The sequence below is a fragment of the Sulfurospirillum sp. HTRB-L1 genome (genome assembly GCF_059415125.1).
The window spans coordinates 331,705-357,413 of the sequence record NZ_JCAHZR010000001.1 but is presented as its reverse complement, the minus strand read 5'-3'; the positions used below and the strand labels follow the sequence as shown (position 1 = coordinate 357,413).

The following is a 25,709-nucleotide window of genomic DNA, read 5'->3' as shown; positions in this document are numbered from 1 at the left end:
GGTTAAAATTAATCTAAAACCGCACAAAGACGAACACCATGAACATTTCGATTGATTTTGCCCCCGCCCAAAGCCAGAATTACACTGTTTTTATCGACGCCCTTGAACGCCTCACGTTGCGAGGCAAGGTTGCCATTGTTACCAACCCAAAAGTTGCAGGATTACACCTAGCGTCACTGCTTGCAAAGATTGAAGCAGACGAGGTGTATGTTATCAGCGTGCCTGATGGTGAATCCCACAAAACACTTCAAAGTGTTGAGATGATTTTGGAAAATCTCTTCATGCACCGCTTTGACCGCAACGCCACGCTTATCGCCTTTGGCGGCGGTGTGGTGGGCGACATGACGGGTTTTGCCGCCGCGATTTTTCAACGGGGGATTAAATTCATCCAAATCCCTACAACCCTCCTTTCCCAAGTGGACGCGAGTGTGGGCGGTAAAACAGGGGTAAATAACCGTTTTGGCAAAAATCTCATCGGGGCTTTTCATCAGCCTAGTGCGGTGTATTGCCAGAGTGCCTTTTTAGAAACCCTCCCTCCGCGCGAATTTGGCGCAGGGGTGGCAGAGATTGTTAAAATGGCGGTAACCTTTGACGCGGATTTTTTTACTTACCTTGAGCAGCACACGCTAAGTACGCCTTCTTATTTGCGTGAAACCATCGCAAGAAGCATTGCCATCAAAGCAAACGTGGTGGCAAAAGATGAAAAAGAGGCAGGTGTGCGCGCGGTGCTTAACTACGGCCACACCTTTGGGCATGTGATTGAAAACGAGACGGGATACACCACCTTTTTGCACGGAGAAGCCGTGGCGATTGGGATGCGCATGGCCAATGCCCTAGCGCAAAAACTAGGCTACCTTACACGCGCAGAATGTGCACGCATCGAAGGGCTTTTGGAGCAATACGGGTTGTTGTTTAAGTACCCTGTGAAAAACCCTGAGAGTTTTTACGAAGCTTTTTTCCTTGATAAAAAAAGCCTCAACGCGACCATCACGTTCATTTTGCCAAAAAGCATCGGCGGGTATGTTATCCTTAAAGATGCACCCAAAGAGACTGTGCTAGAGGTCCTTAGGGAGTTTGACCGATGAGGCGTATTTTTGGAGCATGGTGCCTAGGGTTTGTCCTTCTTTTTGCGGAAGTTGGCACCACAGAAGCTGAACCTGTCAATGAGGAGCTTTTAGCGCAGATTGCGACACTTAGCGCTCAGGTGGAGGCTATTGAAAAAGAACTTCAAAACAATATTTGGTTGACGCGTTACAGTAACTTTGTGACCCATCAGTCTTTGAGCGATGAGTTGGCACAAGTGGAAAAAGAGCTTGCCGTGCTCAAAACCAAGCGCGACCGCGCGTCCATCGAGCGCGTTGAAATCCTTTCAAAAAAGCAAGAAACCCTTGAAAAACAAGTGGAGTTGCTCCTAGAATTTCGCCGTTCGCCCTTTGCGGAGATGATTCGCCCGCCAGAGATGGGAGAGGTTCCAAAAGTGGGCAATCCTATTGCGATTATTTCAGGGTTTTCGTTCATTAAACAATTGCGTTCCCAGCGGGATGAGTTTGCACAGCGTTTAGCAGGGTTAGAGGCGTTGATTGTACGTCTTGAAGAGCAAGCAAGCATGCTTGAAGAACTTTTAATGCTTGACCCGCAGGGGGCTTATGAGGCAAAATTAAGGGTTGTACAGCGAGAGATTACAGAGTTTCAGGCTGCGAGAGACATCTCTTCGACCACATTTACGGTGTATGAAAAGCGCGTAGAAGAGTCCGTGACTCGGGTGAGCGCGGAGATTAAACAGCAAATGAAACGCGCTGTTAACATCGGGATATTTGTCCTAGTTGTCATCGTGCTTTCGTTGTTGCTAAAGTTGGTTGCCAAGCGCTATATCAAAGACAATGAGCGTTATTACACGGCCAACAAAGCCATTAACTTTGTCAACTTTACCCTCATTGTGCTCATCTTGCTTTTTGCTTACATTGAAAATGTGACCTACCTTGTGACGGTGGTGGGCTTTGCTTCAGCAGGTTTGGCGATTGCCATGAAAGACATGTTTATGAGTCTTTTGGGGTGGATTGTCATCACCTTTGGGGGGAGTTTTCACGTGGGAGACCGGGTGAAGGTGAAAAAAGATGGGCATCCTTATGTGGGCGATATCATCGACATTTCCCTTTTGCGTATCACGATTTTAGAGGACATCACCCTGACAACTTACCTTGAAAATAGGCGTGCGGGGAGGGTGGTTTTCATCCCCAATAACTACATCTTTACCACGCTTATCTCTAACTACACCCACATGACCATCAAGACCGTGTGGGATGGTATCGACGTGACCATCACCTTTACCTCTAACCATAAAAAAGCCATGTACCTCATCAAAAACATCGTCAAAAAATACTCCAAAGGCTACACGGACATCGCCCGCAAGCAGCTCAACATGTTGCGCGACCAGTACAGCCTCAAAAACACCAACGTCGAACCGCGCATCTACTCCTTTTTGGAGCCACATGGCTTGACCATTAGCGTGTGGTACATGACCAACTCTTACGCGGCACTGGCCTTGCGCAGTACGTTGAGTGCGGACATCATCGATGCTATCAACCAAGAAGAGGACATCACCATCGCCTTCCCAACCCAGACCATCAACCTCAACGACACCCGCAAGCCCATTCCGATGGACATCAACAAGGATATTTTATTTTAATGAAAAAAGTGTTTTTTAAAACCTTTGGATGCCGTACAAATATTTACGACACCGAAGTGATGGCTTCTTCTTTAGGCGCGTTTGAGCGGGTGATGAGCGAGGCGGAAGCAGACATCGTCGTGGTGAACTCTTGCACCGTCACCAACGGCGCGGATGTGGGCACAAGAGGGTACGTCAACCAACAAAACAGGCTAGGCAAAAAAGTCGTCCTTGCCGGGTGTGGGGCGCTTAGTAAAGGCCAAGAGTTGTTTGACAAGGGCTTGGTGTTTGGGGTGCTTGGGCACTCGGAGCGCGAAAACATCCAAAGCTTGCTTTCTCGCCCTATGCCTTTTTTTGAGGCGGGAGATTTGACGAGCATCGACCAAAAGATTGTCAGTGAGTATGAGGGGAAAACCAAGGCTTTTGTGAAGATTCAAGAGGGGTGCGATTTTCGCTGTAGCTATTGCATCATCCCTTTGGTGCGCGGCAATGCGCGCTCTCAAGAAGAAGAGGTCATCCTCTCGCAAGTAAAAACCTTGGCAAAAAACGGTTACGGCGAAGTGGTGCTTACGGGTACGAACATCGGCAGTTACGGCAAAGACAAGGGGAGTTCGCTGGGGCGTTTGGTGGGGAAAATCGGCGCGGTTTCGGGGATTCGCCGCGTGCGCCTTGGGAGTATTGAGCCCGTGCAGATTGATGCGAGTTTTCGGGAGATTTTGGGTGAGCCGTGGTTGGAGCGGCATTTACATGTAGCGCTTCAGCACACCTCGCCTGTGATGCTCAAACTCATGCGGCGGCGCAATACCATCGAAAAAGACACGGAGTTGTTTTGGGAGCTTCGAGAAAAGGGCTTTGCCCTAGGGACGGATTTTATCACCGGGCATCCGGGTGAAACACCTGAAATTTGGGAAGATGCCTACCGCCGTCTGGAAGCCCTTCCGCTGACTCACCTGCACTGTTTTACCTACAGCAAGCGCGATGGCACGCCCTCTTCGACCATGAAACCTCAAATCGCAGGGGATGTCGCCAAAGAGCGCCTTAAACAAGTCACTGCGCTTGTTGAGGCCAAGAACTTCGCCTTTCGCAAGGCAAACGAGGGCGTGGTGTTGGAAGTGTTGGTGGAAGAAAAAGAGGGACACGTGTGTGCAGGATACGACCAGTTTTACAATCGCGTGAAGATTCACACCTCTAAAGATTTGACGAAAGAATGGGTAAGCTTGACCAGACACGAAGCAAAGGAGACGCATAATGAAGCCATTTTTTAAGTCTCAAAAACTCGCTATCGCCGTGATGGCGCTGTGTGTTGTTGTGGGGCTTTTGCTCTTTGGGTACGTGCGCAATCGGCCTGAGGCTATTGATTTTAAAATGTACGAAACCTTGTTAAAAACCAATGCTATCAAAAAAGCAAAAATCGAAGCCAATGAGGTGATTTTGTACACCACGGCGGGACACTATAGCATCGTCAAGGACGGGGTGGCCATTGATGCGCTGCTGAAGCAAGTGCCTATTGAGGTGAAAAAAGAGAACCCGCTTTTGTATGATTTGGTGTTGTTTGGGATTATGTTTGGGGGGTTGATTGCCTTGCTTGCTTATGGTAAACGCTACAAAGAGAGCCAAGACCAACAGCAAACCCAGCAACAACGCAACCATGCTTTTGAGCTTGAAACGCTCATGCCCGCGCGCATCACTCCCGTGGCTTCGACGGTGAGTTTTAAAGACGTAGCGGGGATTGAGGGGGTGAAAGAAGAGCTCTCGGAAATCGTAGATTTTTTGAAATATCCCAGCAAATACCGCTCTTTTGGGATAACGCTCCCTAAAGGCGTGCTTCTTGTGGGGCCTCCAGGAGTGGGCAAGACCATGATCGCCAAAGCGGTGGCAGGTGAAGCGAATGTGCCGTTTTTCTACCAAAGTGGGGCAAGTTTTGTGCAGATTTATGTAGGGATGGGTGCAAAGCGGGTGCGTGAGTTGTTTGCCAAGGCCAAGTCCTACGCGCCTTCCATTGTTTTTATCGATGAGATAGACGCGGTGGGTAAGGCCCGTGGCGGGATGCGTAACGACGAGCGCGAAGCGACGCTAAACCAATTACTTACGGAGATTGATGGGTTTGAAGACAGTTCGGGGGTCATCGTCATCGCCGCGACGAACCGCATGGAGATGATTGACGAGGCGTTGTTGCGCTCAGGGCGATTTGACAGGCGGATTTTCTTGCCGATGCCTGATTTTGAAGACCGCCAGAAGATTTTGCACACGTACCTTAAGGGCAAGTCTTCTAGTGTGGACGTGGAAGAGATAGCGCGCATGAGTGTGGGTTTTAGCGGCGCGGCATTGGCGACTTTTGTGAACGAAGCAGCCATCAACGCCCTCAGGCGCGGCGGGACAAGCATCGTACTTGAGGACTTTCAAGCGGTGCGCGATAAGGTGCTTTTAGGTAAGCACAAAGTCATGAGCCTCAGTGAAGGGGAGAAACGCATCCAAGCCTCCTACCAAGCGGCTAAAGCCTTGTGCGCCCACTGGTTCGAGGTGGATTTTGACAAGGTGACGCTCATGAATGACCGCCTCAAAGAAATCGACCGCGAGATAGAGTCAAAGACCCAGATGATGGGCAAGATGAAAGTCTACCTCGCGGGCATGGCGGCGTCAAAAATGCTCTACAATGAAAACTTTTCCAACTCCAAAGAAGACCTCGCCCGCGCCCGCGAACTGGCTGAAGCCATGGTAAACACCTACGGCATGGGCGTTTCACTCTTTCCCCAATCTGCCGACCTTGCCGCACTCCTTGGGGAAGCTAGCAAAGAAGTAGAGAACTTTTTGGAAGGCATGCGCACCCCACTAGAAGCCATCACTGAGCGCCTCTTAGCCAAAGAAAGCATCACCAAAGAAGAGATAAGCACCATCATGCGAGAGTGTTTTTAGGGGTTTACATGTAAACCCTTTACATGTAAGGATTTGCGCTTCTTTGTTCGGCCTGTGTTATAATCCTGTGGCAATCCAAAAAGGAGAGAGTCTATGCATACAAAAAAAAGTATCTTGGCTACACTCAAAAAACTAAAACCCATGTATGAGCATGAGGGGATTGTGCTTTTAGGTTTGTTTGGGGGCTACGCTAAGGACGAACAGAACGCTTTTAGTGACATAGATATTTTCTACCACCTCGATTATGACAAATTTTCTCAACACTACAAAGACGGCTTTTCAAAACTCTTAAGGCTAGAAGAGGTGAAAAAAGAATTAGCAAACCACCTGAGGGCAAAGGTAGATTTGGTGTCAGATAAAAATCAAGCCATAATAGCAGGAGCGTTGTATGTCTAGGGCGCATCAAAGAATTGAGAAGATTTTGGCATCATCAACGCTCGAGATGAAGAGAATGCAGATGGTGCTATTATTGAAGACGTTATTTGCTATAACTTTGCCTGTGATGAAAGAGGCAATTGAGGGTTTTTATAAGAGAGTGTAGATACTCTGTTAAGGATGATAATCTTTTGTGTCAAAATACCAATTGTATGTACCAACAGAAGAAGAGTTAAGGGTCGAGATTGATTTTTTTTTCAGGATAGAAGGTTGGTAAAGGATAGGAGTATTTGAAAAAACCAATAAGAAGGAGAGTCAGAATGAATAAGAGAGAAGATAATATGCATATGAAAAATATAAAAATAACAGGTTTATTTAAATACCTAAATTATGATATTCCCCTAGAGAGGGGAATAAATATCATTCATGGTGTGAATGGAAAAGGTAAGACAACTATTCTGAATATTATTACAAATATTTTAAATGGGGACTTGACTAAATTCTATCAGCTATCTTTTAAAGAAATTGAAGTCTCATTAAGTAACGGATTCATTAAAATTTATAGAGATGAAGAAAATAAAAGTAAATTAGTTTTTGATTTTCAAATAAATAAAGAAAAAATGTTTGAAAAAAGAGATGTTAACAATACGAATTCTGTTAAAGCATTTTTAAGTAGAGTGAATTTAAAGCCCCTATTGTTGCCTGCGCAAAGAGTATCTATTCAAGAAACTTATCATATGGAAAGAGATATAGATTTGACAGACTATCGACACAGAAGAATATTTTTTGAAAGGGATAGATTTTACAGGGAAGAAAAAAATATTTTTCAACCAAATCCAAAGATGGTTGACATATTATCAATACCTAGAGAACTGATAGAGCGTGCTAGAAAATTTTCACTTGTTACGACAAGAAGCTTTTCAAACATAGATATGAGTTTATTTGAAAAGTTTTTTGAAGATACATTATTATCTAGTAGTAAGGAAATTAGCAGTAAATTCAATGAAAAAAATGTTGTTAATAAAATTGAGCAAATAAGAGAAAAAAAAGAAGAATATTTTTTTAAATATAAAAAACTCTTTACGCAAAGTAAAATATTGGAAAAACTCGAATCTTTAATTACTAGAGATGAAATTTACTTGAGTAATGAAATTGATAATTTTTTGTCTTTATATTTAAAGAATATAGAACAAAAAAATCGTGTTATATCAAAATACGTAACTCCGTTTGCAAATTTAGAAAAAATTATAAATGATTTATTTGATGGTAAGCAAATTGAGATTGCCATCAATGAAGAGTTAAATAATATTTTTAAAATTATCACTCAAGCTAACGATGAAATAACTATTCAACATTTATCTTCTGGCGAAAAGAATTTAATTTTAATTTTTTTCCACTTTTTATTTGAAGTAGATGAAAAAACCTTGTTTATGATTGATGAGCCAGAACTATCATTGCATATTGATTGGCAATATTCGATTATAAAATATTTTCAACAATATTCAAATAATAATCAAATACTAGTCGTAACACACTCTCCTGATATAATGCAAAACCACAGGGAATATGAAATAGATCTTAATAAGTGCATAGTTAGGTAGGGTGGCTGTTGTGAACAGAACTGAAGAAGCTATGCTGTCTAGGCAAAATATGTCGAAATATAAAACATTATATGTCGAAGGTGATTTAGATTTAAACATATTGGAATTATTTTTAATAAATAATGGTGTTGAAAATGTTAGGACATATAGAATAATTGGCGATAAAGATAAAATTGGTCTCGAAACATTTATGCGAGATGAAACATTGGGAGCTAAAAAGCTAATAATTGAACTAATTAAACACTCAAATACTGATCCAACAATTGAACAAAATAAATATTTAGGTATTGTGGATTTAGATTTTGACTTTTGCTTGTCTCAACTAGAAGAAATTGACAATTTAATATATACAGATAAAAACTCAATGGAATCTTATTTGATTGATAAAGAATTATTTAAAATTTTAGCAAAAGAAAACAAATGCAAAACCTTTGACATATTTGAGAATAACTTTGAAAAACTTATTGAAAATTTTAAAGAGTTTAACAACATGTTTTTGATGCAGGTAAAATATTATGAAGAATTGGGCGAAAATTTAATTTCATTTGATGCAATTCCTTTTTGTTGTGGGACGTTTGTCAATGGTGATTACTCAATACATTTGGACAATTTGATGTTGAAATGCAATGGTAGTAAAGAAATTTGGCAGGGAATATATAATGATAAAAAAGATGAATTAGCCGCTGTGTACGAAAATTGTAATGATAATCTATTAATATTTTTGCATGGTAAGTACGCATTGAGATATTTAATTAGTATGTTTAAACATATTTTGAAGACTTTTAAAAGAGTTGACGACAATTCCATTGTCAATATGCTGAAAGATAAATTTATAATACTTAGAAAATTTAACGGCTATAAATTATTTGATACTGTTAAAGAATTTTCACAAGTATAGAAAGATTTTTTGCTGTGATACAACTTGATAGCGTGTTTTGTGTAACTCTTAATGAAACTATTTTTGTGTGCTTTTTAGATTTTTATGGATTGAACAATGCATATATACGAGTGCGAAGATGTTTTTAGACAAAACCATCATTAAGCCATCGAATATGTCTTTAAGGAATGAAAAATTTTATAAAAGTAAACTTTTTATAAACAAGTAGTTGGCTTTAAGGAAATAAAACAAAACCCTCGGCTATAACCTTGAAGTATAGCCGAGGGTTTTGCTAAGAGATAATAGGAAGTTTTGTAGCCAAAAAACTTAAATCAAAAGGAAAAACATGAAAGCAAAAATCGGCATTTTGACCCTCTCGGATCGTGCGAGTGCGGGGGTGTATGAGGATATTTCTGGTAAGGCTATTATGGAAACATTGGGTGAGTATCTCACCAGCGAGTGGGAGCATGAGTATGATGTTATCCCCGATGACCAAGTGGGCATCGAAGCCAAGCTTATTGAGATGGTGGATGTGAAGGGGTGTTGTTTGGTGGTGACCACAGGCGGCACGGGCCCAGCCAAGCGTGATGTGACGCCTGAGGCTACCGAGGCCGTGTGTCAAAAGATGATGCCAGGCTTTGGCGAGCTCATGCGCCAAACAAGCCTTCAGTACGTGCCTACGGCGATTCTCTCTCGTCAGACCGCGGGGATTCGCGGAAATGCGCTCATCATCAACCTTCCTGGCAAACCCAAATCCATCCGCGAGTGCTTAGACGCGGTTTTCCCCGCCGTGCCTTACTGCATCGACCTTCTCGAAGGGCCGTATTTGGAATGTGACGAAAAGGTCATCAAAGTCTTTCGCCCCAAACAGTAGCTTTACATGTAAGGGGTTTAAAGCGCCTTAGAATCCACGATGATGCTCACGGGGCCGTCGTTGTGGATTTCTACGTCCATGGTTGCGCCAAAAACGCCGCTTTGGACGCGCGCGTGGGCTTTACATGTAAGGATAAATTCCTCGTAAAGTGCTTTGGCGCGTTCTGGTGGCATGGCGCGCTCAAAACTAGGGCGACGCCCTTTTTTGATGTTGGCCGCGAGGGTAAACTGAGAGATGACAAGCAGTTCGCCCTTGATGTCTAAAAGCGAACGGTTCATCTTGCCCGCATCGTCTTCAAAAATCCGCAAGTTCACGATTTTGGGCACCAAAAGAGCGATGTCTTTTTCACTGTCTTCTTGGAAAATCCCCAAAAGTACGTTTAGCCCCACGCCGATTTCACCGACGATTTCGCCTTCCACTCGCACCGCCGAATGGCGCACCCGTTGCAACAGTGCAATCACGCTACGCGCTTTTTTTGGTAAAAGTAGTAGGCCACGCTGAGCACTGTCACAAGCCCAAGTGTGATGTAGATGATGAGCTTGAGGTACTCTTTCACTAGCGTCTCGTTACTCCCTAGAAAATACCCAAGGGTGATGAGTACGACCATCCAAATGCTCGCCCCCAAGGAGGTGTAAAGGCAAAAGCGAAAGAGGTTCATGCGTGCTAGCCCTGCGGGCAAGGAGATGTACTGGCGCACACCGGGGATGAGCCGTCCGTTAAAGGTGGAGATTTCGCCGTGCTTGTTAAAAAACAGTTCCAGTTTGGTCATCTTGGTTTCATCAAACCCCACGTAACGGCCGTATTTGAGCAAGAGTTTGCGCCCGAGTTTGACGCTAAGGTAGTAGTTAAACAACGCGCCCGCAAGAGACCCGCCTGTGCCTGCTAAAAGTGCGCCCGCAAGGCTCATCTCGCCCTTGAACGCCAAATACCCCGCAGGTATCATGACCACTTCACTGGGAAATGGGAAAAAGGAACTCTCTAAAAACATCAGGCAAAAAATCCCCACATACCCCCATGCGCCGATGGTTTCCACCAGAAACGTTACGGCGCTATGCAACATGGGAAGCCTTACATGTAAAGGGTTTAGCCACGTAAACTTTCCAACTCTTCGGTGACTTTGGCCAGTTTGTCGGTGGCCTCGGCGAGGGCGGCCTTGTTTTGCACGACGACCGCTTCGGGAGCGTTGGCGACAAAGCGTTCGTTGGAGAGCATACCACTTAACTTATCTACCTCTTTTTGAAGCTTGCCCGCTTGCCCTTCAAGACGCGCGATGATGGGGCTAAGGTCGATGCCAGAAAGGGGGATGAGCACTTCAAGGTTGTCGCTCACGTCACGCACGGCATCGGGGATTTTCTCGCTTACAAACTCCACCGCGCCACATTTGGCAAGCAGTTTAATAAACGGCACCGCGGCGCTTAAATCCTGTGGCGTGTTGAGTTTAACGTACGCCAAATCAATGCGCTGATTGCCCAGTTCTATGGTCGCTTTGGCGCGTCTGATGCTCACAATCGCCTCGATGATGCGCTCAAAAAGAGCCTCTATGGCCTCATCTTTGGTTTCATTGGCAGGGTAGGGCAAGACCATGATGGAGGTGCTCTCTTCCAAAGTGGTGTTGCTCAGGGTTTGGTAGAGGTGTTCGGTGATGAAGGGCATGAAGGGATGCAAAAGTTTCATGGCTTCTTTAAAGATGGCGCCTAGTTCTGGCACGGCTTCTTTTTGGGCTTTGCTAAGTTCAATGCCCCAGTCGCAAAACTCGTTCCACAAGAAACGGTACAGCACGGTGGCGGCGTCGTTAAAACGGTAGGTTTCAAGATGGTCGCGCACCTCTTTGGTGGCCACGCGCAAGCGGCTTTGCATGTAGCGGCCCAGTTCGGTTTTGATGGTGATGGCGTCTAAATCCTCAAAGCGATTGGCGTTAAGGAGGAGGTATTTGGAAGCGTTAAAGAGCTTGTTGGTGAAGTTGCGCATTTGGTCGAGTTTGTCGGGACTGAGTTTGATGTCGCGCCCTTGGATGGCAAGCACGGCGAGGGTAAAACGCAAAGCATCGGCGCTGTGGCTATTGATGGTATCGATAGGGTCGATGACGTTGCCCTTGGACTTGCTCATCTTTTGGCCGTGTTCGTCTTTGACAAGGGCATGGAGGTAGATGTCTTTAAAGGGGAGCTCTTTGAGGGCATTTTCCCCTTGAAACATCATGCGCGCGACCCAGAAAAAGAGAATGTCAAAGCCTGTTATCATCAAAGAGTTGGGGTAAAACTCCGCCATATCTTCTTCAAACCACGTTTCCCCTTTGCCACAGTCATCATTTCCCCAGCCAAGGGTTGAAAAAGGCCAAAGACCCGAACTAAACCACGTATCAAGCACGTCGGGGTCTTGGTAGATGTCAGCACTTTGGCATGCGGGGCAGGTGGTTTGGGTCTCTTCTTCGGTTGCCCATTCGTGGTTACATGTACGGCAGTAAAAGACTGGAATCTGATGGCCCCACCACAGTTGCCGCGAGATACACCAGTCGCGCAACTCTTTCATCCATGCGTTAAAGGAATTTATCCAGTGCGCTGGGTAAAACTGCGCGAGTCCTGCGTTGACCTTTTCGATGGCTCCCTCGGCTATCTCTTTTTTCACAAACCACTGCTTGGAGATGTAGGGTTCGACCACGTTTTTGCAGCGGTAGCAGTGTCCCACTTGGTTTTCGTAATCTTCGATTTTTTCCACAAAGCCTTGTGCTTCAAGGGCGGCCACGATACCCTCGCGTGCTTCGAGGCGTTCAAGGCCAGCAAACGCGCCACACTGGTCGTTTAAAAAACCCGCTTCGTTAAAGATGGTGATAAACTCCAAGTCGTGCCGTTTGCCTACTTCGTAGTCGTTCACGTCATGAGCAGGCGTGACTTTCACACAGCCTGTTCCAAAGCTACTGTCTACGTAATCATCGGCGATGATTTTGACCCGTCGGTTGATGAGGGGTAGGGTGACGTACTTGCCCACAAGATGGGTGTAGCGCTCATCTTCGGGGTGCACCATGACCGCCGTGTCCCCAAAATAGGTTTCTGGGCGCGTGGTGGCTACGACGATGTATTCTTGGGAGTTTTCTAGAAAATAACGCAGGTGGTACAGCTTGCCTTTGTGTTGTTCGTATTCTACTTCGATGTCACTGAGCGCGCCATCGTGGGTACACCAGTTGACCATGTAATTACCCCGAACAATCATCCCTTCTTTGTACAGGGCCAAAAAGGCTTTGCGCACGGCGCGTTTGAGTCCTTCATCCATGGTAAAACGCTCACGGCTCCACGCGGGGGAAACGCCCATTTTACGCATTTGGCCGACGATGGTGCCGCCGCTTTTGGCTTTCCATTCCCATACTTTTTCTAAAAACTTTTCGCGCCCTAGTTCTTCTTTTGTGATGCCTTGGGCGAGGAGTTGTTTTTCCACGACGTTTTGGGTGGCGATGCCCGCGTGGTCGGTGCCAGGTTGCCATAAGGTTTTGTAGCCGTCCATGCGCTTGTAGCGGGTCATGATGTCGATGAGGGTGTGGTTAAAGGCGTGCCCGATGTGCAAGCTTCCTGTAACGTTAGGCGGGGGGAGCATGATGGAAAAACGTTTTCCTTCTTTTTGGATGGCTTTGTTGCCCTCCACCTCAAAATAGCCCCTTTCTTCCCAAAGCTTGTAGTAGCGCCCTTCGATAGCGTGCGGTTCGTAGGTGGTGCTTGGTTCACTCACGGTGTTGCCCCTGTGTTTTTTTGTGCGGATTGTAGCAAAAAGTGCCTAACGGGGGGCTTTAATAGGCTTACATGTAAAGGGATTTTGTGTCAAAAAAGAGAGGGTGTAAGCGTTAGCACAAGATGGGGGATATTTTTAGGACTTTTTTTGGCATTTCTCAACCAACTTAAAGAAACTATCTTATATAATTTTTTATGTTTAGATTAATAAAATACTGTTTAGCTTAGAATTGATGGACATTTTGAAGCTTTTTAGGCGGAGTTAAGAATCGTCATTTTTTTCTAAAAAACGGTAATAACAAATCAAAACATAAATTTTCCTTAAAAGGCATTGTATGCATCATCGGGCAATGATTGAGAGCGTGACGGGAAGGACTCCTGAACGCAAAAAAAGCAGGATTCCTGCAAAACTTGACTGGTGGCAAAGCACCACAGGAGCCATTTTGGCTTGTTTTATCGTGTTTCACATGCTGTTCACCTCGACCATTCTCATGGGGCCAGCAGCCTTTGATTGGGTGGTGAAACAGTCCGAGGGTGCTTTTGTGTTTGGCCAAGCAATGCCCGTCATGACCCTCGTGGTGACACTGTTTATTTTTGCTGTGTTTATCGGTCATGCTTTTTTAGCCATGCGTAAATTTCCCGCTTCCTACCGCCAATTGTTGGTGTTTTGGCAACACCGCAAGATGATGAAACACACCGACACATCCTTATGGATGGTGCAGTACATCACGGGATTTGCTTTGTTTTTTTTGGGCGGGGCCCATTTGATTGTGATTTTGTCCAGTTATGATTCCATCAGTGCCGCGAGTGCGGCGACGCGTTTTACCGCAGGGGGCATGGGGCTTTTTTACCTGATTTTATTAGTAGCGATGGTTTTTCACGGAGGCATCGGCGTGTACCGTTTGGTGGTGAAGTGGGTGCCCTTTGACAAAGCCACATCACAAGCACGCAGGGTCGCTGTTGCGCAAGTTAAACGCACCGTATTTGGGGTTTTTGTGGGACTTGGGTTGATGGCGTTTTTGGCAGATTTGGCGTACATGCAGTACGGTAAATCCCTGGCAAAAAACAGCGCACACCTCATCTCTTTTGAGTTAAAATAAGCACGCCAAGCGGGGCTAATCCCCCGCTTTAAATGCCAAGGAAAGTGAATTGACGCAGTGGCGGGTGTTTTTAGGGGTAAAGCCTTCTCCATGAAACACGTGTCCAAGGTGCCCTCCACACGCGGCGCAGACAATCTCCGTGCGCCTTCCATCTTTGTCGGTTATTTCTTTTACCGCACCTAAAAATGCCGCATCAAAACTGGGCCAGCCTGTGCCGGAATTAAACTTTGCGGTGCTTGGAAACAAGGGCGCGTTGCATTTTTTGCAGTGAAAGACCCCTGCTTCATCAAATGCATAATATTCCCCGCTAAAGGGTGCTTCGGTACCTTTTTCCTCCAAAACATGCCGTTCTTCTGGGGTAAGTGGTCGCATACAATGCCTCCTTGTGATGGAGGCATTGTAGCTTTTTTGGGTAAATGGACTTGCGTTTTAGCCGCGTACGGCCTTTACTGCTTCGACCATGTTAACAAGGGCGGGTTTCACCTCTTCCCATTGGCGGGTTTTGAGGCCACAATCAGGGTTAATCCACAGCTGTTCTTTAGGAAAGACTTCTAAGAGTGCTTGAATCTGGGCCACCATCTCCGCCACACTAGGAACCCGTGGCGAATGGATGTCGTAAATGCCTGGCCCGATTTCTTGTGCGTAGCCGATTTCTTTGAAAATGTGCAACAGTTTGTTGCCAGAACGCGCCGTCTCGATGGAAATCACATCCGCGTCCATGGCTTTGATAGTGTGGATGATGTCGCGAAACTCGCTGTAGCACATGTGGGTGTGAATTTGCGTGCGCGGGTGCGCGCTACTAGTAGCGAGCCTAAAGCTCTCAAGCGCCCACGCTTCGTAATCGGCGTGTTTTTCTTGGCGCAAAGGATACCCTTCTTTAAAGGCCGCTTCGTCCACTTGGACAATGCCAATGCCCGCTTCTTGCAAGTCGTCGATTTCATCGGCAATGGCAAGGGCAACTTGGTGGGCAATCTCCCTTTTGGGTTTGTCGTTGCGCACAAAGGACCAGTTGAGAATGGTCACGGGGCCTGTGAGCATCCCTTTGACGGTTTTTTGGGTTTGGGATTGTGCGTAGGCAATCCACGCCACCGTCATGGGCGCGGGACGGCTGATGTCGCCGTAAAGCAAAGGAGGCTTGACGCATCTACTGCCATAACTTTGCACCCAGCCGTTTTGGGTAAAGGCAAAGCCTTCAAGCTGTTCGCCAAAGTACTCCACCATGTCGTTGCGTTCAGGCTCCCCATGCACGAGTACATCTAGGCCGATGGATTCTTGAAAGGCAAGGCATTCATCGATGTAGGTTTTGATGTGTGCTTCGTAACTTTCAGGGGAAATGGCCCCGCTTTTGAACTCTTTGCGCACGCGGCGTAGTGCTGGGGTTTGGGGGAAAGACCCGATGGTTGTGGTGGCCAAATCTGGGTAATGTAGTGCCGCTTTTTGAAGGGCGATGCGCTTGGCGTAGGGCAGGTCTCTTTTCCATTTAGTGGTGGTTTTTAAGCGTGTTTGCACATGCGCGTTGTGGATGAGCTTGGAGGTTTTGCGCGACGCAGCGGCGGCACGGTTGGCTTCTAGGGCTTGGGTTTTAGCAGGGCTTAAAGGCGCGCCATGAAAACACTGGGAAAGCAGTGTAACTTCTTCGAGTTTTTCAAGGGCGAAACTTAGCCATGAGGTGAGCGTTGTGTCTAGCTTGGTTTCGTGGGCTAGGGTGTAGGGTACGTGCAACAACGAGCACGAAGTTGAGACGCAAATGTGCTCTTTTGGTACCTGCGACGCGATGCGTTCAAGTAGGTCGAGGGTGGTTTGCATGTCATTTTTCCACACATTGCGCCCATCTACTACCCCCGCGATGAGGTGCAAATCTCCAAGTTCCCCAAGCGCTTCCATATTTTCTTCCCCGTGCACAAAATCTAGCCCAATGCCCCACACGCCGCTTTTAGCCAAAGTGACTACGGACTCTTTGGCGTGGTCAAAGTAGGTGGTGACGATGAGTTTAAGACCCGAAATGGCAGAAAGTTTGCCATACGCGGCACCCAAACGTGCCTGCGTGAGCGGGTCGGTGCCAAGGGAGAGAATGGGCTCATCGCACTGCACGTACAGATTGGGGGTGTGTTGGGCCAGTTGGGTTAAAAGCTGTTCGTACAGCTCCACGACTCGGTCAAGATGGGCAAAAGCATCGCTGTTGTCGGTGGTTTTTGCAAGGGCCAAAAAGGTAAGCGGGCCGATGAGGTTGACTTTAGGGATGATGCCAAAGGCTCTGGCTTCTTCAAGCTCATTGAAAACCTTGGTGGCGTTTAGTTTAAAGCGGCTCTCCTTGGAGAGTTCGGGCACGATGTAGTGGTAGTTGGTGTTAAACCATTTGGTCATCTCCATCGCCACACGTTTCTCGTCGCCTCTGGCCATGGTGAAGTACTGCACGGTGCTATCACTAATGTCCGCAAAGCGCGGTGGAATGGTGCCTAGCATGACTGCGGTGTCAAGCATGGTGTCGTACAAACTAAAGTCGTTGCAGCTAATGAGGGCGATGCCCGCTTGCTGTTGGTAACCCCAGTGGCGACGTTTAAGAGAGAGGGCGGTTTGCTGTACGGTCGCAAAAGCGGCTTGTCCGCTCCAGTAGGCCTCTAAGGCATGTTTGAGTTCACGGTTTTCCCCGATGCGAGGAAAGCCGATGATGGTATTTTTTGGCATAGATGTATCCTTGTATGTATGAAATTTGATAACTAAACTGCGTGAAAAATCGTTACATGTAAGGAGGGTGAATGCCTGTGCGGCGAAAGCTGTAAAAAAGGCAATTGCAACGGCGGTAGCTTAAGAGTTTACTGCGACGCAAGGCGCGCTTGGTGCGGCGTTTGTAAAAGCAATTGCAGTGGCAAGGCTTGGCGGTGGAAGTTTGAGGGCACAACAGTGCTTCAAGAGGTTCAGGCGGTGGGTCGTCTTCATCGGGCGTTGTGCCGTGGTTATGCCTGTGTGTCAAAGTGTGCGTACGTGCAAACTGGGCGCACAGGGAAATCTCCACCGTGTGGGCTTGGATGGAAGCGAGGGTAAAATAGCGTTTGCCAAAACCTTTGGGTGTCTTCAGAAGTGTGCCTTAAGTAAAATGAAAATGATTATAGCTTGTGAGGGCTTACATGTAAAGTGGCAACGGTCAAGAAAAGCCTTACATGTAAAGGCTTTGGGCGAAGGGTTATGAAGAAAATTCACTGCGCAAATGATGGAGGCAATTTTCAAGGTCTGTGTGTGTTGCAAAATGTTGGTAGGCAAGATTGAAATAAAAAAGAGAACATTTGACAATATCAATGTCCGCTAAAAGCGCACGGCAAAAAAGCGTTTTATTTAAGGGAAAAAACTGAGGACTTAAAAGGGCAAACCCATCCCCATGCATGCGAAAAATATGCGCTTCGGGGAAGGCTTCTTCAAGGCGTTGCGCGACAAGCATGAGCACCAAATCTCCGCCGTGCCATCCGTAGCGTTGGTTGTAGGTGTGCATATTGTTGATTTCAAGATAGTAACAGCACGTGAAGTTCATCTCTTTTTGTTGCGCAAGGCACAGGTTGAAAAAAGCATTATTAAGGAGGCCCGTGAGGGAATCTTTGAAAAAATAGGCAAATCTTCCTTGGGTGGTGGGGTCAGGAAGTGAGGGAAGCACGAGGGAATGAACAGGTTCTAGGGTTTTAAAATAATCGCAAGCAAGCGTCACAACCAAGGGGTCAAACTGGGTGTATTGAAGCAACGTGAGCTCTTCGATGGCTTGGTTGATGGTTTTTCTGGGGCGGTAGATGCGGTTGGTTGTCATGGCATCAAAGGCGTCCGCAACAGCCAAAATGCGCGCATCTAAGGGAATCTCTTCACCCTTTAGCCCATCGGGGTAACCTTGGCCATCGTAGCGTTCATGGTGGTGGCGAATGGCGGGTAAAAGAGGATGGAGTGAGCCCACACTCTCAAGGATGGATTCTCCTATGGCGGCGTGTTCTTGCATGAGGGCGTATTCTTGAGGAGAGAGTGCTGTGGGTTTAAAGAGGATGGATTCTGGTGTGACAATTTTCCCAATGTCATGCAAGAGGCCGGCATGGTAAAGTTGGTGTTGGGCGGATGGCTCATACCCTAGGGCCCTAGCGATGGCTAGGGCGTAGGTTGCAACGCGCTTGGAATGTTCGGCAGTGTACGCATCCCTTTCTTCTGTGATGCGTACGAGAAGTGTTACGGTTTCATTACTGGTTTCCAAGGTCATTGTGCAGGAACTAGGAAAACTGATTGAGTTTGAGGTCAAGATTTTCAGTCAATCTAAACATATGATCCGCCGCGGCTGCCACCTCTTCTACGCTGCGTGCGTTGGAAGCGGTGAGGGTATTGATGTGCGTGACAAGGGCGACTATTTTTTGCGCATCTTTGGCGATTTTGACAGAATTTTCACTGCTTTTGGAGACAGATTGCACGCTGCTTTGCATGATGGTGTTGGTGTCGACGATGGTTTCTTCCACACCTGCGGCAACGGTGACGAGCTTGCCAATGTTTTTCGCGTTTTGGTCCATTTGCCCCGCTGAATCGACGATAGATTGCACAATGACTCCGATGGTAGCGTTGATTTCGCTAAGGCTACTTTGGGTGCGTTCGGCGAGTTTGCGCACTTCATCGGCCACCACAGCAAACCCGCGTCCATGGTCTCCTGCACGCGCCGCTTCGATGGCGGCGTTGAGGGCGAGAAGGTTGGTTTGGTCGGCAATGTCGCTGATGACGGTTAAAATACTTTTGACTTGCTCCGCATCAGCGCTCATTTGCTCCAAGCGCTGTGCGAGGGCTATTTCTGCGGCACTGGCTTCTTCAACTTCTGTTTTAAGTGCTACCATTTGGTCTTTTGCGCCACCAAGTTTGGAACCCGCTTGGGTGATTTGTGAACGCGCTCCTTCGGAAATCGTGGCAGTTTCTTCAATAAAATGTTGAATCGTACTGATTTCCTGGATAGCATTTTCGACAATTTCTGTGCTTTTTTCAGCATTTTTGCCAATCTGTGTGCTGTTGGCGCTAAGTTCACTAGAAACAGAAGCGTTTTCGCTGGAGGTATGTTTTGCATCAGCGATAGTGGTTTCTAGGGTTTCAATAAGTGTATTAAAATTGTTGACAATGCTGCCAAGCTCATTTTTTTTCGTGTAAGTGATGCGGTAGGAGAGTGTTTTTGTAGCAACAAAATTGGCGATGCCTTCTTGGACTATCTTGACCCCAGAGATAATATTATGGCGAATGGCATAGCCCAAACTTCCTAAAACTAAAATGCTCACAAGAACGGTGAAAATCATGATAGTGTTTGCTTGGTCTTTTTCTTCTTCAGCCAAATGGGAAAATTTTGCCGAAAGGATTTGGTTGTAAGTCATGTGTTCTTCGAGCGCAGCATTGACATGATTTGCTGTGTTGATACTCTCAAGCAAGTAGTCCATGGCCGCTTCTTCTTGATGTTCCTTGTTAAGAGTGAGAACCTTTTGTAAAATGTTCGAGTATGTCTGATAAGCGGCTTTGTCTTCGTTGAGGAGGACACGGTCTCGTTCGTCTTCGTTGCTAAGAAAGGCCTCGTATTGCTTAAAGCCCTCTTGGATACGCGCATCTATCTCGGTAATATTTTTTAAGATACGCTCTTCCTCTTGAGGCGAATTATCTTCGTCCAAAAGCAATAAGGCTTCAATGCGTAAACGGAAAAAATTACTCTCAATAGTATTCATGAGTAAAACACTTGGCAATGTGTTAACATTGCAATAATTTGTTTGCTCATAGACATGATCTAGTTTAGTCACCGCGGTGGTATATAATACCAACATACCTAAGACTACGCCCAACAACAGTACCCACAGTTGCTTCGAAATGCTCATGTATTCCTCCATTTTTCATGTGATTTTTATAAAATATTTATCTATAAGTCAATTGTCTATAAGCCATTGTGCAAGAATTGTAGCTCCACTATTATTACAGAAATATTAATCTATAGGTAAATGACCATGAAACTATTAAAGATTGTGACTTCGGCGAGCGAGGAAGAGGTTGAGTTGTTTTACCAGTGTGTTGGAAAAAATGTTAAGCGGTTACGCAAAACACTGGGAATTAGTCAGTTAGAGCTTGCCTTACTGATTGGCCACAGGTCTGCCGCTTTTTTGGCCAATGCGGAAAACTGCGCGAGAGGTCAGCATTTTAACCTGGAGCATCTGTTTAAAATGTCAAAGGCGATGGAGGTAGGCATGGGGGAATTTTTCAAACCGTGCAAATTGAGCAAGGCATCCAAAAAAACAGAAGGATAGATTGCTATTTTTCCCCTTCTAAAGAGCCTTGAAACCCGTTATAATACATCCAAAAAGGAACGTATATGCGGATTGCCATGAGTGGGGCCAACGGGTTTGTTGGTGGTTATCTTTCCAGACGTTTTGTTGAGGGTGGTCATGAGATTGTGGCGATTACGCGCTTTGCTTTGGCGGATGAGAGTGCGCTTTTAGCAACCCTAAAAGGGTGTGACGCGGTCATTAACCTCGCAGGTGCTAGTATTTCTGAGCGGTGGACACCTGCGCACAAAGAAGCCATGATGACAAGCCGCATCGACACCACGCGCGCTATTGTAAACGCCCTTAAAGCCATGCAGACCCCGCCAAAAGTGCTCATTTCTACCTCGGCAGTTGGGGTGTATGAGGCGGGTAAAGAGCATGATGAAACATCCGATGAGTTTGACACAGGCTTTTTGGGAAATCTGGCACTAGAGTGGGAAAAAGAAGCCTTGCGTGCAACTGCGGCAAAGGTGCGCGTGGCGGTGTTTCGTTTTGGGGTGATTCTGGGGAAGGGCGGTGGTGCGTTGGCAAAGATGATTCCTCTTTTTAAGCTAGGCCTTGGCGGTGTGATTGGCACGGGAGCGCAGGGGTTTTCGTGGATTCACATCGAAGATTTGTTTCGGGCTTATGTGTGGGTGCTAGAAGATGCTAGCCGCGAAGGGGTTTACAACCTCACCGCGCCCCATCCTGTGACCAACAAAGAGATGACCAAAGCCCTTGGAGTTGCCCTTAACCGTCCCGCTTTTTTACCCGTGCCAACCTTTGCATTAAAGCTCAAATTTGGCGAAGGAGCGGTGATTTTACTGGAAGGGCAAAAAGTGTATCCTAAGCATTTGCTTGATGAGGGATTTTCGTTTTTTTACCCGCAGATTAACCAAGCCTTTGAAGCAGTGGTTTCATAGGGTTACATGTAAGGAGGTTTTATGAGCAAAGGGGGATGGAGTTGTCCGCATTGTATTAGCGACGTGTGTGATATTTTGAAAAAAGCCTGTGACCCTGGAGACAAAGGGTGCGTGCTGTATGGTAAAGCATTGTTTTCAAGCCCCGAATCTCCCTCCAATGAAGCCTTTGAAAAACGCATGGAGCGTAAAATGAAGCGGTTGTTGGAGGAAAAAAATCCCCAGATTTAAAGGGGATTAATCCTTACATGTAAAGGAACTATCCTTGCCATTCCTGTGGTTTTCCAAAATAATACCCTTGAAAAAAATCGATACCAAGGGCTAGGGCTATCTCAAAAACTTCCCTAGAGTGGACAAATTCCGCGATGGTTTCAATGCCTATCTCCTTGGAAAAGAACACAATGGCCTTGATGAGCTCAAGGGATTTTTTATCGGTAGCAATGTTTTTAATAAGAGAGCCGTCTATCTTGATAAAATCGGGCGAGAGTTCAAAAATGTGGGCGAAGTTTGAAAATCCTGTGCCAAAATCATCAATAGCAAAGCGTACGCCCATGGCTTTAAATTCACGGACAAATGCTTTTAAAATGTCATAATTTTGAATATTTTGTGATTCTACTATCTCAAAGATAACCTGCTGTGCAATGCCGTTTTTCTCTATGGTCTTTTTCAAAATCTTGCAAAGTTCTGTGTTTTGAATATCTTGATAGCTAAGGTTTAAAGAAACCGTTATCTTTGCTTTGGCGCAGATATTTAAGCTTTTAAGCAAGGTAATTTGTGAGATTTTGTTGTAATGGCGCGTTTTAATGGCCACTTCTAAAAACGCGTAAGGGGCGACATGGGTGATGTTTTCTTCGTCGGATTCGCGAAAACGCATCAAGGCTTCGTATTTGATAACCTGCTGATTTCTATCAACAATAGGCTGAAAGAAAGGCAAAAATGCGTTGCGCTCAAGGCCTAGGATGATTTTTTTCTTCCACAAAGCGCCGTAGGTAATCTCTTCGTGGGAGTCCATCTCTTTGTTAAAAATAACATAGGGTGCATAGTGCTCTTTTGCGTGGTTGAGCGCAATGTTTGCTGTTTCTAGGGGGTTTGTGGTTTCAAAGGAAACACCCGCACTAATATCCACATAAAGCGCTTCGCCTAACAAAGAAGAGGAGAGGGGTGCTTTTTTGATAAACCTAAAAAGTTCTGTCAATAAACCGTGCCACAAAGTGGTGTCTGTATCGGGCGTGTTTTTAAAAAGGACAAATTCATCCCCAGAGATACGATAGGCGCGGTACTCCTTCAACGAAGCAAATTCCTTCAAGATGGTAGCAAACAACACAAGAACCTCACTGCCCACTTCTGTGCCATAGAGTTCGTTGATTGCCCTAAAAGAAGTGATATCGATAAGAATAATGGCAGGATGGGGAGAGGCTTTGATGTCTTTTTGCAAGCACGCACGACTGCCTAGCTTGGTGAGTTCATCCACATAGAGTTGGTGTTCAAGGTTTTTGGTAAGTTTTTCTTGCGCTTGACGCAGCTTTTCTTCTTGGGCATACTTTTCGCTCACATCACTTACCACAAGCACAACCCCGGTAATTTCCCCTTTTTTGTTGCGAATAGGCGCGGCACTGTCGGCTATTTGGTATTCATTGCCACCTTTTGCTAGCAGTACGGTGTGGTTAGCAAGCCCTACAACTTCTCCTGAGTCAAGCACCTTGCCCACGGGGTCGGTGCAAGGGTTTCGGGTATGGGCATTGACGATGACAAAGACGTCAGTGAGCGGCCTGCCTTTGGCTTCTTCTAGTGTCCATCCGCAGAGTTTTTCGGCCATAGGGTTCATGCTAACGACCAACCCTTTTTCATCAGTAGCAATGACCCCATCACCAATCGAATGTAGCGTAGTGGCGAGTTTTTCTTCACTTTGCATTAATTGTGCTTTTGAGGTTTCTAATTCTTGGTTTTTTTCACTCAATTGGGCGCTGATGTGGCGTTGGTGCTCCAAAAGGGTTGCAAGTTCGTCGTTTTTGCTAGAAATCTCCACAAAAGAGGCTTGCAAGCGGCTTCGCATGTGTTCAAAAGATTCTGAGAGGGTTAGGGTCTCGCCAGAACCAACGGCGTCTACTTTTTGGTCAAGATTGCCATCGATGATTCTACGAACGGCTACGGTGAGGCGGTTTAGGGGTTGGATGTGAAAATTGATAATCAGGTAAAAAAGGTAAAAAAGTGTCGCGATGGCCGTGAAGCTGTAGAGTAGGTTGAACCATAAAACCCGACGCGGCCCGTCCAAAATCTCCTCCACAGGTATGTGGTATTCGTACAGTAGGCTCCCTATCTTTGTGTTGTTGATGGGGTCAAACAATGGATGGCTTTGGGTGTACACAGAAGGGTCACTCTTTTTTGCATCAGGCAGGGGAGTTTGATGGCGTGCTTCTTTGTCTGGAGGAGTAACCTTTCCATCGACCACGCGTAGCAACTCTTGCCCAGTAGTGGAAAGTACCAAGAAGCGGTGGGTTGCGGCAAGGTTGGACTCGCTGAAAAATTGCTCCAAAGACTCTTCGAGTTCCAGACGAAAAAAGGCCGCTTCTTCCTCGAGGCCTAAGTGTAAATCGATGATGAATATTTTTAGGGTGGGCAAATTGGCGATAAATTTTAACTCCATTTTGCGTTGGTGGATATAGTCTGAGAGAAGATTTTTCGCACTTTCTTGGGCGGCAAAATAGTTAAACAATACACCAAAGGTGGCCGTTAAGACAAAGACAGGCAGCATTGATAGCAAGATGATGCGCTTAAGGCTCCATCTGCGTTTTTTAAACCCCTTACTTAGCAATAGCAATCTCCTTCAGGTTGAGTAAATAGCCACTGGCCGAAAATGAGTTGTGGGAGATGCGCTGATGCAGGGTGAAAATACTGGGCCAGATAAATAAAGGCATGGAGTAGTGTTGTTGGTAAAGATACACTTCCATTTGGGCAAACTTTTGGTGCGCTTCTTCTCTTGTTGAAGCACGCATCGCCTCTAAAAACAGGCGGTCAGCTTCCTCATCTACTTCTATCCAGCGATTACCCCCTTTGCCATAAAAGGCTTCAAAGTGCGTGGCTACGGTGTTGGTGTAAAGGCCACTTTGAACAATGGAAAGGTCCCAACGCTCTTTTTCAATAGGGTTGTCTGGGCCATGGGTATAGTTTTTGACCCGTTCGTAGTACTTCTGGCGTGTTGTGTACTCTTCAAGTTCAACGGCGATACCCTTGCCTTGCAACATGGCCGCAATGGCTTTGGCCAACTTCTCTTCACTGATGAAATAGCCAATCACCAAGGGTAAGGGCGTATTTTCATCAAAACCCGCTTCCTTTAAGAGTGCGGCGGCCCTTTGGGGGTCATAAGGATAAGGCTGTAGCCCTTTTGCTTCGCTAAGAGGCAAAATAAACGCGGTCATCTGGGCTGTTCCGTGGGAGACAAAGCGATGCAAGGTTCGGCGATCGACGAGCAGATTGAGCGCTTCGCGAACCCTGATGTCGCGCAGGGGACTGTTTGGCTTGCGGGTATTAAACAAAGTAGTGAGGTGACTGGTGGGGTATTGGACAGTGCGGTGCAAGTGCTGATGTTTGCGTAGCAGTGGAAGCATGGAAGGACTTACCGCGTCAAAAAGATCCGCTTTGCCCTCAATTATCCACCGATACGCCTCTTCTCCATTGACCGCGGCGGGACTGTAGATTTCGAGATTTAGGGTGCGCGGGTACCCTTCTTGCCAGTAGTGGGGGTTAGCTTGCAAAAGAGAGATAGCCCCGTTATGTTGTATCTCTTTAATCACATAAGGCCCCGTTCCCCAAGGCCCTGCTTGAAGGATGTTGGCTTGATTGCCCGGAGGGTAGCGTCCTTTGAAGGCATCAAAAAAAGCAGGGGAATACATGTAGAAAGAGCGAAGATAGACGAGCATTTGCCCCACAAAGGCATCGTGGTGAAAATGCATGCGCACCGTGTACGCATCAAGGGCTTCCACTTCGCGGACTGCTAGACGCAAATCAAGGGTGTAGTAGGGGGCGTAATGGGCCGCAGTCTCTACGTAGCGTTCCCAATTGTGCAAGACTGAGGCGGCATTAAAGGGCGTGCCATCGTGAAAAACAACCCCAGGACGTAAGGATAAGTCCATGTATTTTTCACCAAAAGTCCACGCTTTGGCGAGTCCAGGAACAAAGGTGTTGGCGTTATCCACATAAACCAGCGGCTCTACGACTGCGTTGCCAACAACCCAAGAAGTAGCCACATGGGCGATGACACGCAAGGTCTCTGGTGGCTCTTTTTGAGATTGTTCTTGGGCGCTAGCTTGGGTGGTAAAAAAGAGAAAAAGAGAAAAAATCAAACGCAGTAAGGCCTGGGGAGGTGGTGAATTAAAGAGGAGGTTTTTTCCCTCACGCATGC

The 25,709-nt window shown here is 46.4% G+C and carries 22 protein-coding genes; 12 read left to right on the top strand and 10 right to left on the bottom strand.

All coding sequences use genetic code 11. The features are described from left to right. The first annotated feature begins 38 nt into the window (after positions 1-38). The 8 genes from aroB to mog all read left to right on the top strand — a co-directional run bounded on the left by aroB (position 39) and on the right by mog (position 9,305). Complete coding sequence (gene aroB / locus AC5SLM_RS01680) at positions 39-1,085, top strand: 3-dehydroquinate synthase (protein ID WP_495249189.1); 1,047 nt, start codon at positions 39-41, stop codon at positions 1,083-1,085. Then, positions 1,082-2,686, top strand: a complete 1,605-nt coding sequence (locus tag AC5SLM_RS01675) for a mechanosensitive ion channel domain-containing protein (RefSeq protein WP_495249188.1) — start codon at positions 1,082-1,084, stop codon at positions 2,684-2,686. Before aroB ends, AC5SLM_RS01675 begins: the two co-directional genes overlap by 4 nt. Then, on the top strand, positions 2,686-3,930 hold the full coding sequence (mtaB, locus tag AC5SLM_RS01670; protein WP_495249187.1) for a tRNA (N(6)-L-threonylcarbamoyladenosine(37)-C(2))-methylthiotransferase MtaB: 1,245 nt from the start codon (positions 2,686-2,688) through the stop codon (positions 3,928-3,930). The genes AC5SLM_RS01675 and mtaB overlap by 1 nt, the downstream gene beginning before the upstream one ends. Then, positions 3,914-5,578, top strand: coding sequence for an AAA family ATPase (locus AC5SLM_RS01665; RefSeq protein WP_495249186.1), 1,665 nt, complete (start codon positions 3,914-3,916; stop codon positions 5,576-5,578). The genes mtaB and AC5SLM_RS01665 overlap by 17 nt, the downstream gene beginning before the upstream one ends. A 93-nt stretch (positions 5,579-5,671) precedes the next feature. Then, the gene (locus AC5SLM_RS01660; RefSeq protein WP_495249185.1) at positions 5,672-5,974 is read left to right on the top strand and encodes a nucleotidyltransferase family protein; all 303 of its coding nucleotides are present in this window, start codon (positions 5,672-5,674) and stop codon (positions 5,972-5,974) included. Positions 5,975-6,273: 299 nt separating this feature from the next. Next, a complete protein-coding gene (locus tag AC5SLM_RS01655) occupies positions 6,274-7,554 on the top strand; it encodes an AAA family ATPase (RefSeq protein ID WP_495249184.1) in 1,281 nt (426 codons plus the stop codon). 10 nt (positions 7,555-7,564) lie between these two features. Next, positions 7,565-8,452, top strand: coding sequence for a hypothetical protein (locus AC5SLM_RS01650; protein ID WP_495249183.1), 888 nt, complete (start codon positions 7,565-7,567; stop codon positions 8,450-8,452). Between the two features lie 325 nt (positions 8,453-8,777). Beyond that, positions 8,778-9,305 (top strand): molybdopterin adenylyltransferase, encoded by a 528-nt coding sequence (mog, locus tag AC5SLM_RS01645; RefSeq protein ID WP_495249182.1) that lies wholly within the window; start codon positions 8,778-8,780, stop codon positions 9,303-9,305. A gap of 17 nt (positions 9,306-9,322) precedes the next feature. On the opposite strand, the gene dtd is transcribed toward mog, so the two are convergent. Genes dtd through AC5SLM_RS01630 form a run of 3 tightly spaced genes read right to left on the bottom strand, consistent with a single transcriptional unit; the run spans position 9,323 to position 13,019 of the window. Further along, a complete protein-coding gene (dtd, locus tag AC5SLM_RS01640) occupies positions 9,323-9,766 on the bottom strand; it encodes a D-aminoacyl-tRNA deacylase (protein WP_495249181.1) in 444 nt (147 codons plus the stop codon). After that, positions 9,763-10,365, bottom strand: coding sequence for a DedA family protein (locus tag AC5SLM_RS01635; protein WP_495249180.1), 603 nt, complete (start codon positions 10,363-10,365; stop codon positions 9,763-9,765). The genes dtd and AC5SLM_RS01635 overlap by 4 nt, the downstream gene beginning before the upstream one ends. Before the next feature lie 23 nt (positions 10,366-10,388). Continuing rightward, the gene (locus AC5SLM_RS01630; RefSeq protein ID WP_495249179.1) at positions 10,389-13,019 is read right to left on the bottom strand and encodes a valine--tRNA ligase; all 2,631 of its coding nucleotides are present in this window, start codon (positions 13,017-13,019) and stop codon (positions 10,389-10,391) included. Positions 13,020-13,353: 334 nt separating this feature from the next. Between AC5SLM_RS01630 and AC5SLM_RS01625 the strand changes: the two genes are divergently transcribed. After that, positions 13,354-14,118 (top strand): fumarate reductase cytochrome b subunit, encoded by a 765-nt coding sequence (locus AC5SLM_RS01625; protein WP_495249178.1) that lies wholly within the window; start codon positions 13,354-13,356, stop codon positions 14,116-14,118. Positions 14,119-14,133: 15 nt separating this feature from the next. On the opposite strand, the gene AC5SLM_RS01620 is transcribed toward AC5SLM_RS01625, so the two are convergent. From AC5SLM_RS01620 to AC5SLM_RS01600, 5 genes are all read right to left on the bottom strand, one after another. Continuing rightward, the gene (locus AC5SLM_RS01620) at positions 14,134-14,490 is read right to left on the bottom strand and encodes a methionine-R-sulfoxide reductase (protein ID WP_495249177.1); all 357 of its coding nucleotides are present in this window, start codon (positions 14,488-14,490) and stop codon (positions 14,134-14,136) included. A 57-nt stretch (positions 14,491-14,547) separates the two neighbouring features. After that, positions 14,548-16,803 (bottom strand): 5-methyltetrahydropteroyltriglutamate--homocysteine S-methyltransferase, encoded by a 2,256-nt coding sequence (gene metE / locus AC5SLM_RS01615; RefSeq protein WP_495249176.1) that lies wholly within the window; start codon positions 16,801-16,803, stop codon positions 14,548-14,550. Positions 16,804-16,855: 52 nt separating this feature from the next. Beyond that, positions 16,856-17,131, bottom strand: a complete 276-nt coding sequence (locus tag AC5SLM_RS01610) for a hypothetical protein (RefSeq protein WP_495249175.1) — start codon at positions 17,129-17,131, stop codon at positions 16,856-16,858. A gap of 168 nt (positions 17,132-17,299) precedes the next feature. Further along, positions 17,300-18,337 carry an HD domain-containing phosphohydrolase gene (locus AC5SLM_RS01605; protein WP_495249174.1) on the bottom strand — a complete coding sequence of 346 codons (1,038 nt, stop codon included), beginning with the start codon at positions 18,335-18,337 and terminating at the stop codon, positions 17,300-17,302. A gap of 16 nt (positions 18,338-18,353) precedes the next feature. After that, positions 18,354-19,970, bottom strand: a complete 1,617-nt coding sequence (locus AC5SLM_RS01600) for a methyl-accepting chemotaxis protein (protein WP_495249173.1) — start codon at positions 19,968-19,970, stop codon at positions 18,354-18,356. A 126-nt stretch (positions 19,971-20,096) separates the two neighbouring features. Between AC5SLM_RS01600 and AC5SLM_RS01595 the strand changes: the two genes are divergently transcribed. The 3 genes from AC5SLM_RS01595 to AC5SLM_RS01585 all read left to right on the top strand — a co-directional run bounded on the left by AC5SLM_RS01595 (position 20,097) and on the right by AC5SLM_RS01585 (position 21,541). Continuing rightward, positions 20,097-20,393: a helix-turn-helix domain-containing protein gene (locus AC5SLM_RS01595; RefSeq protein ID WP_495249172.1), complete on the top strand. Its 297-nt coding sequence runs from the start codon at positions 20,097-20,099 to the stop codon at positions 20,391-20,393. 65 nt (positions 20,394-20,458) lie between these two features. Further along, a complete protein-coding gene (locus AC5SLM_RS01590) occupies positions 20,459-21,313 on the top strand; it encodes a TIGR01777 family oxidoreductase (RefSeq protein WP_495249171.1) in 855 nt (284 codons plus the stop codon). A gap of 21 nt (positions 21,314-21,334) precedes the next feature. After that, a complete protein-coding gene (locus AC5SLM_RS01585; RefSeq protein WP_495249170.1) occupies positions 21,335-21,541 on the top strand; it encodes a hypothetical protein in 207 nt (68 codons plus the stop codon). Between the two features lie 28 nt (positions 21,542-21,569). Here the strand turns inward: AC5SLM_RS01585 and AC5SLM_RS01580 are convergent, their stop codons facing one another. Together AC5SLM_RS01580 and AC5SLM_RS01575 are read right to left on the bottom strand one after the other, a co-directional pair. Next, a complete protein-coding gene (locus AC5SLM_RS01580) occupies positions 21,570-24,122 on the bottom strand; it encodes an EAL domain-containing protein (protein WP_495249169.1) in 2,553 nt (850 codons plus the stop codon). After that, on the bottom strand, positions 24,112-25,707 hold the full coding sequence (locus AC5SLM_RS01575) for an ABC transporter substrate-binding protein (RefSeq protein WP_495249168.1): 1,596 nt from the start codon (positions 25,705-25,707) through the stop codon (positions 24,112-24,114). The genes AC5SLM_RS01580 and AC5SLM_RS01575 overlap by 11 nt, the downstream gene beginning before the upstream one ends. Between the last annotated feature and the right edge of the window lie 2 nt (positions 25,708-25,709).